Here is a 12,712-nt window from a genome sequence, read left to right as displayed (position 1 = left end):
CGGCTCCCGTCAGCTTGCCTCCGTCAGGGCCTGCGCCAGCTGTTCCGGGTCCGTGATGGGCAGGCCGCAGACCATCTGCCGACAAAGATACGCGGTTGGCGTGCCCTGCGCCATGGTCTTGCCACTTGCGGGGTGGTGATCGGGCAGGCTGGCGTCCGGAGCAATGCGGGACAGCAGGCGGTCCGGCCCGGCGCTGGTCGCCACGGCGCGCAGCAGGGCATCGGTCTCCATGCTGTCCGGCGGGCCGACCACCACCACATCCTGCGCCGCCATGTCGAAGGCGACCGCGTTCAGGGCGGTGGCGATGGGGAAGAAGTTCCGCGTCACCTGATCGGCCACCACGTCGGTCAGGGCCTGCAGCCGCTGCCGCCAGGCGGGCTTGCCGGTCAGGCGCCAGAGCCGCGACAGGTTCCCGATCATCACGCCATTGCCGTTGGGGGTGGCATTGTCGCCCAGGCCCAGGCTGCGCACGATCAGCGCCTCCGCATCGTCGGCGGTGAAGTGATAGGCACCGCTGCCCGGCTCCAGGAAATGCCGCTCCAGGGTTTCGGTCCAGGTGGTGGCGAGATCCAGATAGCGCGCATCGCCGGAGACCTCGTGCAGCGCCAGCGCGCCGCAGATCATGCCGGCATGATCGTCCAGCATGCCGGAGATCCGCGCCTCCCCCTTGCGAAAGCTGTGGTGCAGGCGGCCCTCACCGTCGCTCATATCGCGGACCACGGCGTCGAAGGCCTGGCGCGCGGCGTCGATCCAGGTCGGCTCGGCGAAGGTGGTGCCGGCCTCCACCAGCGCCGCGATCATCATGCCGTTCCAGTCGGCCAGCACCTTGTCGTCCCAGCCCGGCCGGACCCGCCCGGCGCGGTGGGCCAGCAGTCGGGTGCGGCAGTCGGCCAGCATGGCCTCCGTCTCCGCATCCATCAGGTCCGGCTGCAGGCGGCGGTTGAGGATGTTGTGGCCTTCGAAATTGCCGTCGGGGGTGACGTCGTAATGGCTCTTGAACAGGGCCGCATCGACGCCCAGGACGGCATCCACCTCGGCCTCGTCCCAGACGTAGAACTTGCCCTCGACGCCCTCCGAATCCGCGTCCAGGGTGGCGGCGAAGGCCCCGTTCTCCGCCACCATCTCGCGCAGCACCCACTCCGCCGTCTCCCGGATGCGCTGTTCCAGCAGGGGATGGCGCTCCCGCCGCCAGACCTGGGTCATCAGCATCAGCAGGGCGGAATTGTCGTAGAGCATCTTCTCGAAATGCGGCGCCAGCCACTCCGCATCGACCGAATAGCGCGCGAACCCGCCGCCCAGATGGTCATAGATGCCGCCCTGCGCCATGCGGATCAGGGTGTTCATCACCGCGTGGCGCATCTGCGGGTTGGCGGTGCGCAGGTGGGCGCGCCAGACCATCTCCAGAATCGGCACCTGCGGGAACTTCGGGGCCTGGCCGATGCCGCCATGGGTCGGATCGAACTCCTGCAGCAGCCGCTCCGCCGCGCGATCCAGTACATCCACCGTGATCTGCGGGCGGCTTTCCGCATCCGGCAGCTTCGCGTTCTGCTGCAGGCCGTTGGTCAGGGCCTCGACATTCTTCACGATGGTGTCGCGGTCGGTCTCATAGACCTCCCGCACCCGCTCCAGCACCGCGGGGAAGCCGGGGCGGCCATAGCGTGTCTCTGGCGGGAAATAGGTGCCGCCCCAGAACGGCTTGCCCTCCGGCGTCAGGAACATGGTCAGCGGCCAGCCGCCCTGTTCCCCCAGCATGGCCAGCGCCGTCTGGTAGATGGTGTCGATGTCCGGTCGCTCCTCCCGATCCACCTTGATGTTCACGAACAGCTCGTTCATCAGCGCCGCGACCGCCGGGTTCTCGAAGCTTTCGTGCGCCATGACGTGGCACCAGTGGCAGGCCGCATAGCCGACGGAGAGCAGCACGGGCTTGCCAGTGCGCGCCGCCTCGTCCAGTGCCGCCTGGGACCAGCCCTGCCAGTGCACCGGATTGTCCGCGTGCTGCACCAGATAGGGGCTGGTTTCCCGGTCGAGGTTGTTGCGGGCGAAATCGAGGGTCATGCGCTGGCTGCTCCCGGAACCTGTTGGCGATGGCCACCATTGCCGCGAGGGGGCGGAATGGGGTCATATGGTCTGTCTCTTCCTGACCATAGGACGGCCATCATGAAAGTCACCATCGACATAGACTGCACGCCTGAGGAAGCCAGGACCTTCATGGGCCTGCCCGATGTGCAGCCGATGCAGCAGCGTCTGCTGACCGAACTGGAGGAGCGGCTGCGCCAGAACGTGCGGGACATGGAACCGGAGGCGCTGATGAACAAGTGGCTGCCGCTGGGCATGCAGGGCATGGAGAACATCCAGAAGGCCATGTGGTCCACCATGATGAACGCGGGCAAGAAGCCGACGGAATGACCGCCCGGAATTCCCGGACCCCGCCCGCAACCTGACCTTTCGGGGGATCGCGCCATCAGCTCCGCCGATACCATCCATGCGCTGTCCAGTGCGCCGGGCCCCGCCGGTGTTGCAGTCGTGCGCCTGTCCGGGCCGGCAACCCGTGCCGCGCTGATCGCGTTTGCCGGGGATCTGCCGTCTCCCCGCCGTGCCGCGCTGCGGACGCTGAATGATCCCGCGACGGGGGAGGTGCTGGACCGGGGGCTGGTGCTGTGGTTCCCGGCGCCCAACAGCTACACGGGGGAGGATCTGGCCGAGCTGCACGTGCATGGTGGACGGGCGGTGCTGGACGGCCTTTTCCGGGCGCTGGCGGCACAGCCCGGCCTGCGCACGGCGGAGGCGGGGGAGTTCACCCGCCGCGCGGTGGCAAACGGCAAGCTCGACCTGACGGCGGCGGAGGGCATCGGTGACCTGATTGCCGCCGAAACCGCGGCGCAGCGGCGGCAGGCCCTGCGGCAGGCGGATGGTCACCTGGCCGACCTCTACCAGGGCTGGAGCGCCGATCTGGTGGCCGTCCTGGCCTGGATGGAGGCCTGGCTGGATTTCCCCGACGAGGATCTGCCGGACAGTCTGGTGCCCGAAACCACGGCCCGGCTGGCGGCGCTGCGCGGCCATATTGCCGGACACCTGGCGGAGGCGCGGCAGGGGGAAAGGGTGCGGACAGGGCTTCAGGTCGCCATTGTCGGCGCGCCGAACGCGGGAAAGTCGACTCTGCTGAACGCCCTGGCACAACGGGACGTCGCCATCGTCACGGCGGAGCCGGGCACGACGCGGGACGTGCTGGAGGTGCAGCTCGACCTCGGCGGCCACGCCGTCACCCTGCTGGATACGGCGGGTCTCAGGGAAACGGAGAATGCCGTCGAGCGGGAGGGGATCCGACGGGCGCGGGAACGGGCCGGTAGTGCGGATGTGGTGGTCCATCTGGTGGCGGCCGGGACTCATTCCGCACCGCTGGAACTGGCTCGCGCTGCACCGGGTGAGCCTGCGCCGCCGGTCATTTCCGTGCGCAGCAAGGTGGACCTCCCACACGATCCGGAACCCCAAGATATGGTGTCATCATCTGTCATCGACCTCTCGGTCATGAGCGGTGAGGGCCTACCGGTCCTGCTGCGCCGACTGACGGACATGGCACGTGACCTGACTGAAACCGGGGGCTCGGTGCCCCCGACACGCTGGCGCCATCGCGAAAGCCTGGCCCACACGGTGGCGGCGCTGGACCGCGCGCAGGAGGGCCTGAGCAACGGGCTGCCGCTGGAGCTGGTGGGGGAGGATCTGCGCATGGCGATCCGCGCGCTCGGCCGGATCACGGGCAAGGTGGATGTGGAGGATCTGCTGGATGTGATCTTCCGGGATTTCTGCATCGGCAAGTGACCGGCGCACACCTGTTTCACGTGAAACAGCACATCCGCGACCCTTGTCAGGCCCGCACCGCATTGACTCGCGCGGCATCAGGAGTAGAAGCAGGCCCATGAACAGCGACAACGGCACATTCTGGGATGTCATCGTCATCGGTGGTGGCCACGCGGGCTGTGAAGCCGCAGCGGCGGCGGCCCGCACCGGCGCACGGACGCTGCTGCTGACCCACCGCCTGGACACCATTGGCGAGATGTCCTGCAACCCGGCCATCGGCGGACTGGGCAAGGGCCATCTGGTGAGGGAGATCGATGCGCTGGACGGGGTGATGGGGCGCGTCGCCGATGCGGCCGGAATCCAGTTCCGTCTGCTCAACCGGTCCCGCGGCCCTGCCGTTCGCGGGCCACGGGCGCAGTCCGACCGCAAGCTCTATCGCACTGCCATGCAGGCCATACTGGCGGAACAGGGTGGTCTGACCCTGAAGGGTGCCGCCGCCGAAGACCTGGTCATTGACCGGTCGGGGGACCACCCGCGTGTGACCGGTGTGGTCACCTCCGATGGTGAAGTCCTACCCGCCGGTCGGGTGGTCCTGACCACCGGCACCTTCCTGCGCGGCCTGATCCATATCGGTGAAAAACGCATCCCGGCCGGGCGGGCAGGGGAAGCTCCGGCGACCGGCCTGGCCCTGACCCTGGAACGTGCCGGCTTTGCTCTCGGACGTCTGAAGACGGGAACGCCGCCGCGACTGGATGGCCGCACCATCGACTGGTCGGCCCTCGACGAACAGAAGGGTGATGAACCACCCGTGCCGTTTTCCTTTCTGACGAAGGCAATCACCACGCCGCAGATCTCCTGCCACATCACGGAGACCAACCCGGCGGTGCATGACATCATCCGGGCCAATCTCTCCCGCTCGCCCATGTACTCGGGCCAGATCGAATCCACCGGGCCGCGCTATTGCCCCTCCATCGAGGACAAGGTGGTGCGGTTCGCGGACCGGACACGGCATCAGGTGTTCCTGGAACCGGAGGGGCTCGACGACGACACGGTCTATCCCAACGGGATCTCCACCAGCCTCCCGGAAGACGTGCAGCACGACCTGCTGCGCCACATGCCTGGTCTGACCAACGCCCGTATCATCCGTCCCGGCTACGCCATTGAATATGACTACGTCGATCCGCGAGAGCTGCATCACAGTCTGGAGACGCGGCGGATCGGTGGTCTCTATCTCGCGGGTCAGATCAATGGAACCACCGGATACGAGGAGGCTGCGGCCCAGGGTCTGGTCGCCGGCCTGAATGCGGCCCGCGATGCAGGGGGTCTGACACCCTGTATTCTCGATCGGGCCGAAGCCTATATCGGGGTCATGATCGATGATCTCGTCACCCGGGGTACGGCGGAGCCCTATCGCATGTTTACCTCCCGCGCAGAGTACCGCCTGTCGCTGCGGGCCGACAATGCGGACCAGCGTCTGACAGCCCGTGGTGTGGCGATGGGCTGTGTCGGACAGGCGCGGGCGCGTGACTACAATGCCAAGGCTGAGACCTTGGCGGCCGCCCGTGACATGGTGGCCGGACTGAACCTGACGCCCCAGGAAGCCCGCCGCCACGGCCTGCAGGTCAACCTGGATGGCGCCCGTCGTACAGCCGCCGACCTGTTGCGCTACCCCGGGATCGACCTGTCTGACCTGATCCGCGTCTGGCCGCAGTTGTCCGCCTATGATGCCGACGTGCGGGAACAGTTGGAGATCGACGCGGTCTACGCCGGCTATCTGGAACGGCAGCAGGCGGACATCGTCGCCTTCCGCAAGGATGAGTCGCTGGTATTGCCGGCCGACCTCGATTTCTCTGTGATCAGTGGCCTGTCCAACGAGATGGTTGAGAAGCTGCAGCGCGCGCGCCCGGCCACGCTTGGCCAGGCCGGACGGATCCCGGGTGTTACTCCGGCTGCATTGACCCTGTTGCTGGCCCATGTGCGGCGTGGCGTCGGTGTTGCCCGTACACCCGCAGGCTGACGCCATGGATGCGGAGGGGTTCAGGAAGCGGAGTGGTGTTTCACGTGAAACAGTGACCCGCCTGCAGGCTCTCGAAACCCTCCTGAACCGCTGGAACCCGCGCATCAATCTGGTCGCACGCTCCACCCTGAACCAGTTCTGGTCCCGCCATGTCCTAGATTCCTGGCAGCTCGTGCCGCTGGTTCCGGCTGCGGCCCGAAGCTGGATCGATCTGGGCAGCGGGGGCGGATTTCCCGGACTTGTGGTGGCTGCAACCCATTCCGCGCATGTGACCCTGATCGAGTCCGATGCCCGCAAGTGTGCCTTCCTGCGGGAAGCCGCGCGGACCATGGGCCTCGACATCACCGTGGTCACAAGCCGGATCGAAACGGTGACGGATCTCAGGGCCGATGTGGTCAGTGCCCGTGCCCTGGCGCCCCTGCCGAAGCTGTTCGAATGGATCGAACCCTTCATGCAGACGGACAGCGTTGGTGCCTTTCTGAAGGGTCAAGATATTGAGAGTGAGTTGACCGCGGCCACGAAATGTTGGAAATTCTCCTGGGAGCGTCATCAGAGCCTCAGTGACGGGGCTGGCTCCGTACTCCTGGTTCGGGGGCTTGAACACCATGGAAATGCCAACCGGTAGCAGACTCGCCCGCAAACTGGCCGTCGTGAACCAGAAGGGCGGCGTCGGCAAGACGACCACCGCGATCAATCTCGGAACCGCCCTGGCGGCGGTCGGACGCAAGGTGCTGCTGGTCGATCTGGACGCGCAGGGCAACGCCTCCACCGGACTGGGGATCGACCGGGCGAAACGCGACCGCACTTCCTACCATCTGTTGGTCCGGGCCTCGACGGTAGGGGCGACCATCGTACCGTCCGCCATACCCAATCTGGACATCATTCCGGCCTCGGTAGAACTGTCCGGTGCGGAGCTGGAACTGGTAGAACTGAACCCGCCGCAGCGCCAGCTTGATGAAGCCCTGCGACCGGTGATGCGCGATTATGACTTCATCCTGATCGACTGCCCGCCCTCCCTGAATCTGGTGACGGTCAACGCCATGGTCGCGGCGGATGCGGTGCTGGTGCCCCTGCAGTGCGAGTTCTTTGCGCTGGAGGGCCTGTCGCAACTGCTCTCCACCGTCGATCGGGTCCGGCGCACCCTGAATCCGAAGCTGGAAGTGCAGGGGATCGTGCTGACCATGTTCGACCGGCGCAACCGGCTGTCGGAACAGGTGGCCGATGATGTCCGCGCCCATCTGGGCGCCAAGGTCTATGACACGATCATTCCGCGCAATGTCCGGGTATCGGAAGCGCCCTCGCATGGACGCCCCGCCCTGTTGTATGATCACCGCTGTGCCGGCAGCCAGGCCTATATCCAGCTTGCCGGTGAGATGCTGCGACGGGAGCGGCAGCGGACGGCGGCCTGACGGGCGACATGTCTGGTGGCTCCGCAGGCGGTCAGGCGGGTATCGCCGGGGTGGACCCCCGCCAGGCCGATTTCCGTCCTGTTTCAAGGAGTTGTCCGCCCGGGCGCGGGCAGGACCGGTCGATAGGACCGACGATGCGGTTCAGGGAGCCAGCAGAGAAATGACCTTCAACGACGATTCCGGTGATCAGCAGCGACCCAGGCCGGATGCGGTGAACAGCGGTCGCAACCCGTCCTCCCGCGGTCTCGGTCGCGGCCTTTCCGCCCTGCTGGGGGAGGAGGTCGGCGAGAATGATCGGGTCCTCGACCGCGCCCGTGGCCTGAAACAGGTTCCCGTGGCCTACCTGCGCCCCGGCAAGTTCCAGCCCCGCCAGGCCTTCGACGAGGACGAGCTTGCGACCCTGGTGCAGTCGATCAACCGCCAGGGCATTCTGCAGCCGCTCATCGTCCGGCGTCTGCCGGGGGAAGAGGAGAACTACGAGATCGTCGCGGGTGAGCGGCGCTGGCGCGCGGCACAGATCGCACAGCTGCACGAAGTTCCGGTGATCATCCGCGAACTGAGCGACACGGAGACGCTGCAGATCGCGCTGATCGAGAACATCCAGCGCCAGGATCTGAACCCGATGGAAGAGGCGGAGGGCTACCAGCGGCTGATGCGGGAGTTCGGCCATTCCGCTGCGGACATTGCCGAAGCGGTCGGCAAGAGCCGCAGTCACGTGGCCAACGCAGTGCGTCTGCTGTCCCTACCGGATGACGTCAAGTCCTACGTCCGGTCGGGCGAACTGACGGCAGGTGCGGCGCGGGCGGTGATCACCGCCGACGACCCGGCGAGCCTTGCGCGGGAAGTGGTGGAGCGTGGTCTGAACGTTCGCGACGTCGAGGCGATCCGGCGTCAGTTCAAGCAGGGAAGCGAGAGCAGGCCGAAGCCTGAGTCCCGCAAGGACGCGGATACCGCGGCTCTTGAGCAGAGCCTGGCCGATGCCCTGGGGCTGAAGGTGGAGATCCGGCACAAGGGCACGAAGGGTGAAGTGCGCATTGCCTATCGCACACTGGAGCAGCTGGACGAGGTCTGCCAGCGGCTCACACGGACCTGACCGGTTGGAATCGAAGGCGTAGTGCCTGTCACCGGTAGGACCCTCTATCCGGGCCGGGTTCGGTATGCCTGACTAGAACCTGCGACTGCGCTTTGCCATACCCTGGGCTGCGGTACCGAGCCGGAGCAGCAGATCCCGATAGACCAGATTCTCCGAAAGCTGACCGGATCGTCCACGGATGTCCGCCTCCACGATCAGACGTCGGGCCGTGGCCCTACGGTCGGAGGGCCAGTAGTCCGCCATGCGCCGGAACGCGTCCTGGCGGGAGTGGGGAAAGATCCGCAGGCCCTTCAGGGCGGTATCGACCGGCCTGCCGGCCTGGCGTGCGGCATCGAGCGCATCGAAACGGTCGAACTGGGTCAGCAGGGATGTGATGGTGATGATCGGGTGGGTCTTCTCGGCCATGCTCTTGTCGAACAGGCGCAGGGCCTGCGCCGTGTCCCCGCCGAGGCAGGCAAAGGCAATGGTCTCGAAGCCGACGGCTGAACTGTCCCCCAGTGCCGCCTCCACATCGGCCACCGTGATTTCCTGCTTCGGGTCGCCGACGTAGAGGGTCAGCATGCGGATGGTCTCGCGATTCATGCGCCGATCCGGCCCCAGACGGGCCAGAAGAGCCTGTCTGGCGTCGCCGAGAATGCGAAAATCCTCCTCACGCAGGATTTCGTCGACGAGACGGTCCATCGTACCGGCGTCATCGGGGTAGCAACCAATGGCTACTGCGTTGATAACCTTGGCAGAAGCGACCCGACTGCGCAGTTTCTGGTTAGGGCGCACATCGCCCAGTTCGACCGTCACAAGGGAGCCCACTGGATTGTCCAGCCAGGACTCCACCGCACGGGAGGCCCCGGCCCCGCTGGCGTTGACCACGCGGATGACGCGCTCCCCGCCAAACATGCTGACCTGGGCCGCCTCGTCCGAAAGCCGTGCGGGATCCTCCGCCAGGGTATCGCCTTCGATCCGCAGGATGTCGTCGGCCCCGGCGCGCTCGCCCAGACGCATGCGCGCCACCGCCATGGCCCGTTCGGCGGCGAGACCCGTATCCGGTCCGTAGAAGAGATAGAGGCGAATGTCGGGATGGATGCGGCCCAGCTTGCTGTCGGCGTCCCGTCCCTTCCACTCCATAGGACTATCTGTCCCGCAGTGCCAGAAGCAGCCGCGTGCGGATGGCCTCGCCCACCTGTTTCCCGGCCAGCCGTTCGGCATCGCGCTGGCCGACCAGCGTTGCGAAGGTATCGGCGACGACATTGTAGGCCACGGTGCGCCGGACCTGGCCGGTCTCGTAGGTGGTCAGGCCGGCGGCATCCTGCAGCTGCCAGCTCACATTGACGATGACATTCACCCGCGCGGCTGACTCGTCAGCCTGAATGGCAACCCGTTCGGTATCGGTCCTCATCTGGGACCGCAGCCGGTACTTCGGCTGGATGCCGCTCTGTCGGTCGCCGATACCGTACAGTATCGCCAGCCGCATGGCCTGGCCGATCCGGCCCGGGGGCTGGTCCACACTGACCGTGCGCAGGCTGTCGGCGACAGATCCGCCGCCCGGGGCATAGACCGGTTCGAACCCGCAGGCGGCGCACACCAGCACCAGACCCAGGAGGCCCGTGCGCAGCAGCGCGGAGAGACCTCCGGCACCGGCACGCGCGCGGCCTGCCTGTCGTCCGATTCCCCATGTGCGTTCGCTATCCGGCATCAGACCACAATATTGACGATCCGGTTGGGCACAACGATGACCTTGCGCACGGGCTTGCCGTCAATGGCGCGCACGACGTTCGGTGCCTCCAGCGCGGCGGCGCGCACGGTCGCCTCATCGCTGTCCTTCGCGATCTCGATCACCGCCCGCTTCTTGCCGAGTACCTGGACGGCGATGCTGACCACATCCTCCGCCACCAGCGCCGGATCGGCCTCCGGCCACGGCGCATCGACCAGCAGGCCGGAACCGTCCAGCATCTCCCAGGCTTCCTCCGCCATGTGCGGGGTCAGCGGTGCCATCAGGCGGACCAGGGTCTCGACGGCGAAGCGCCGGACGGACCTGTCAGCCGCGGAATCGCCACGCAGCTTCTCGATGGCATTGGTCAGCTGATGCAGCCGCGCCACCGCCTTGTTGAAGTGGAACCGCTCCAGATCATCGGTGAACCCGGCAATGGTGCGATGGGCGGTGCGCAGAAGCTCATCCGCGGCGGAGCCTGCCTCGGGCGCGGCTGCGCCATCGGCTGCCGCACCGTCCTGCACTGTCTGGCGCACGGCGCGCCAGGCCCGCTGCAGGAACCGCCAGGCCCCGTTGACGCCCTCGTCCGACCACTCCAGATCGCGCTCCGGCGGGCTGTCGGAGAGCATGAACCAGCGCGCGGTATCCGCGCCGTACTTGCCGATGATCGCGCCGGGATCGACGGTATTGTTCTTCGACTTGCTCATCTTCTCCAGCGGCCCCTCGACCACTGCGGCACCGGTGCCGGCCTGGATCAGGCTGCCGTCGGCGGCCTTCTCGACCTCCTGTGGATAGACCCAGATGTCGCCGCCGTTGGCATCGCGGCCGGCGTGATAGGTCCGGTGGGTCACCATGCCCTGGGTGAACAGCCCGTCGAACGGTTCGTCCAGCGCGCCGTATCCGCTCTGCCTCATCGCCCGCATGAAGAAGCGGGAATAGAGCAGGTGCAGGATCGCATGCTCGATGCCGCCGATGTACTGATCGACCGGCAGCCAGTAGTCGAACTCCTCCGGCCGTACCGGCGCATCCGCCGCGTCGGCGCTGGCGAAGCGCGCGAAATACCAGGATGAATCGACGAAGGTATCCATCGTGTCGGTCTCGCGCCGGGCATCGGCACCGCATTTCGGGCATGCCACGTCGCGCCAGGTCGGATGATGGTCCAGCGCGTTGCCGGGCCTGTCGAAGGTCACGTCCATCGGCAGGGCCACCGGCAGATCGGCGGCCGGAACCGGTACCACACCGCAGCTGTCGCAATGTATGACCGGGATCGGACAGCCCCAGTAGCGCTGACGGCTGAGGCCCCAGTCGCGCAGCCGGAAGTTCACGGTGCGCTCCCCGGTCTTCGCACTCTCGATCCGGTCGATGATCTCCGCCTTCGCATCCGGCACGGTCATACCGTCGAGGAAGCGCGAGTTGATCAGCAGCCCGTCGCCCGTGTACGCGGTGTCGCCGACTGTAAACGACGCCGCATCGCTGTCCGACGGGCAGACGACAGGGGTCACGTCCAGCCCGTACTTGCGGGCGAAGTCCAGGTCGCGCTGGTCGTGCGCCGGGCAGCCGAAGATGGCACCCGTGCCGTATTCCATCAGCACGAAGTTGGCGATGTAGACGGGCAGGGTGATGCTGTCATCCAGGGGATGACGCACGCGCAGTCCGGTGTCGAAACCCTTCTTTTCCGCGCGCTCCAGCGCCTCCTCCGAGGTGCCCATCTGGCGGCACTCCTCGACGAAGGCCTGCGCGCCGGGATTGTCGGCAGCGATCTGCTGGGCCAGCGGATGCTCCGCGGAGATGGCCATGAAACTGGCACCGAACAGGGTGTCGGGCCGGGTGGTATAGATGGTCAGACCGTCCTCGTGCCCCGGCACCGTGCCGTCGAAGGCGAAGGTCATGCGCAGACCCTCGGACCGGCCGATCCACTGGGTCTGCATGGCGCGCACCCGGTCGGGCCAGCGATCCATGGTGCCGAGGGATGACAGCAGTTCGTCGGAGAAGGCCGTGATGCGGAAGAACCACTGGGTCAGCTTGCGCTTCTCCACCACCGCGCCGGAACGCCAGCCACGCCCGTCGATGACCTGTTCGTTGGCCAGCACGGTATGGTCCACCGGATCCCAGTTCACCCAGCTCTCCCGGCGGTAGACCAGGTCCTGTTCCAGCATGTCGAGGAACAGGCGCTGCTGATGCTGGTAGTAGCTGACATCGCAGGTCGCGAACTCGCGCGACCAGTCGAGGCTGAGTCCCATGGACTTCAGCTCGGCCCGCATGTTGTCGATGTTGGCCCAGGTCCATTCCGCCGGATGCACCTTCTTGTCGCGCGCCGCATTCTCCGCGGGCAGGCCGAAGGCATCCCAGCCCATCGGGTGCAGCACGTTGAAGCCGCGGGCGCGCTTGTAGCGGGCGACCACGTCCCCCAGCGTGTAGTTGCGCACGTGACCCATGTGGATGCGTCCCGACGGATAGGGGAACATCTCCAGCACATAGTATTTCTCGCGGCCGGGTTCGGCCTCGGCGCGGAAGCTCTGGCGTTCGTCCCAGACCGCCTGCCACTTCGGCTCGGTCTCGGCGGGGTTGTAGCGTTCGTTCATGTCGGTCATGGCGGCTGTCATCTGTCGGCGATGGGAAATCGGATCATGGCGGGGCCCGGTCAGCCGATTCGCGCGCGGCGGCCTGGCGTGCGGGTCAGTCCTTGGGCGGGG

At 66.7% G+C, this 12,712-nt stretch carries 10 protein-coding genes; 6 read left to right on the top strand and 4 right to left on the bottom strand.

What is annotated here, in order from left to right:
- Positions 1-9: 9 nt before the first annotated feature.
- A complete protein-coding gene (locus tag QGV55_RS18035; protein ID WP_281019249.1) occupies positions 10-2,055 on the bottom strand; it encodes a thioredoxin domain-containing protein in 2,046 nt (681 codons plus the stop codon).
- 102 nt (positions 2,056-2,157) lie between these two features.
- On the opposite strand from QGV55_RS18035, the gene QGV55_RS18030 reads away from it, so the two are divergent.
- The 6 genes from QGV55_RS18030 to QGV55_RS18005 all read left to right on the top strand — a co-directional run bounded on the left by QGV55_RS18030 (position 2,158) and on the right by QGV55_RS18005 (position 8,314).
- Positions 2,158-2,406: a DUF6489 family protein gene (locus QGV55_RS18030; RefSeq protein WP_281019250.1), complete on the top strand. Its 249-nt coding sequence runs from the start codon at positions 2,158-2,160 to the stop codon at positions 2,404-2,406.
- Between the two features lie 54 nt (positions 2,407-2,460).
- Positions 2,461-3,816, top strand: a complete 1,356-nt coding sequence (gene mnmE / locus QGV55_RS18025; protein WP_348637675.1) for a tRNA uridine-5-carboxymethylaminomethyl(34) synthesis GTPase MnmE — start codon at positions 2,461-2,463, stop codon at positions 3,814-3,816.
- Positions 3,817-3,913: 97 nt separating this feature from the next.
- Positions 3,914-5,812: a tRNA uridine-5-carboxymethylaminomethyl(34) synthesis enzyme MnmG gene (gene mnmG, locus QGV55_RS18020; RefSeq protein ID WP_281019251.1), complete on the top strand. Its 1,899-nt coding sequence runs from the start codon at positions 3,914-3,916 to the stop codon at positions 5,810-5,812.
- Between the two features lie 4 nt (positions 5,813-5,816).
- Positions 5,817-6,437, top strand: coding sequence for a 16S rRNA (guanine(527)-N(7))-methyltransferase RsmG (gene rsmG, locus QGV55_RS18015; protein ID WP_281019252.1), 621 nt, complete (start codon positions 5,817-5,819; stop codon positions 6,435-6,437).
- Positions 6,418-7,221, top strand: a complete 804-nt coding sequence (locus QGV55_RS18010) for an AAA family ATPase (RefSeq protein ID WP_348637646.1) — start codon at positions 6,418-6,420, stop codon at positions 7,219-7,221. Before rsmG ends, QGV55_RS18010 begins: the two co-directional genes overlap by 20 nt.
- Positions 7,222-7,381: 160 nt before the next feature.
- Positions 7,382-8,314 (top strand): ParB/RepB/Spo0J family partition protein, encoded by a 933-nt coding sequence (locus QGV55_RS18005; protein WP_281019253.1) that lies wholly within the window; start codon positions 7,382-7,384, stop codon positions 8,312-8,314.
- 72 nt (positions 8,315-8,386) lie between these two features.
- Here QGV55_RS18005 and holA read toward each other — a convergent pair whose 3' ends face one another.
- Genes holA through leuS form a run of 3 tightly spaced genes read right to left on the bottom strand, consistent with a single transcriptional unit; the run spans position 8,387 to position 12,610 of the window.
- A complete protein-coding gene (gene holA, locus QGV55_RS18000) occupies positions 8,387-9,436 on the bottom strand; it encodes a DNA polymerase III subunit delta (RefSeq protein WP_281019254.1) in 1,050 nt (349 codons plus the stop codon).
- A 4-nt stretch (positions 9,437-9,440) separates the two neighbouring features.
- A complete protein-coding gene (locus QGV55_RS17995) occupies positions 9,441-10,004 on the bottom strand; it encodes a hypothetical protein (RefSeq protein ID WP_281019255.1) in 564 nt (187 codons plus the stop codon).
- Positions 10,004-12,610 carry a leucine--tRNA ligase gene (gene leuS, locus QGV55_RS17990; RefSeq protein ID WP_281019256.1) on the bottom strand — a complete coding sequence of 869 codons (2,607 nt, stop codon included), beginning with the start codon at positions 12,608-12,610 and terminating at the stop codon, positions 10,004-10,006. The genes QGV55_RS17995 and leuS overlap by 1 nt, the downstream gene beginning before the upstream one ends.
- Between the last annotated feature and the right edge of the window lie 102 nt (positions 12,611-12,712).

It is taken from the genome of Minwuia sp. IMCC3009, assembly GCF_029909415.1.
Lineage (GTDB): Bacteria > Pseudomonadota > Alphaproteobacteria > Minwuiales > Minwuiaceae > Minwuia.
The sequence above is the reverse complement of the archived record's forward strand: the minus strand, read 5'-3'. Positions and strand labels throughout refer to the sequence as shown.

Bases quoted from the DNA above. Each gene is read 5' to 3' on its own strand.
- QGV55_RS18010 (WP_348637646.1), top strand. From the start codon at position 6,418: ATGGAAATGCCAACCGGTAGCAGACTCGCCCGCAAACTGGCCGTCGTG.
- QGV55_RS18030 (WP_281019250.1), top strand. From the start codon at position 2,158: ATGAAAGTCACCATCGACATAGACTGCACGCCTGAGGAAGCCAGGACC.
- mnmG (WP_281019251.1), top strand. From the start codon at position 3,914: ATGAACAGCGACAACGGCACATTCTGGGATGTCATCGTCATCGGTGGT.
- leuS (WP_281019256.1), bottom strand. From the start codon at position 12,610: ATGACCGACATGAACGAACGCTACAACCCCGCCGAGACCGAGCCGAAG.
- QGV55_RS17995 (WP_281019255.1), bottom strand. From the start codon at position 10,004: ATGCCGGATAGCGAACGCACATGGGGAATCGGACGACAGGCAGGCCGC.
- rsmG (WP_281019252.1), top strand. From the start codon at position 5,817: ATGGATGCGGAGGGGTTCAGGAAGCGGAGTGGTGTTTCACGTGAAACA.
- QGV55_RS18005 (WP_281019253.1), top strand. From the start codon at position 7,382: ATGACCTTCAACGACGATTCCGGTGATCAGCAGCGACCCAGGCCGGAT.
- holA (WP_281019254.1), bottom strand. From the start codon at position 9,436: ATGGAGTGGAAGGGACGGGACGCCGACAGCAAGCTGGGCCGCATCCAT.
- QGV55_RS18035 (WP_281019249.1), bottom strand. From the start codon at position 2,055: ATGACCCTCGATTTCGCCCGCAACAACCTCGACCGGGAAACCAGCCCC.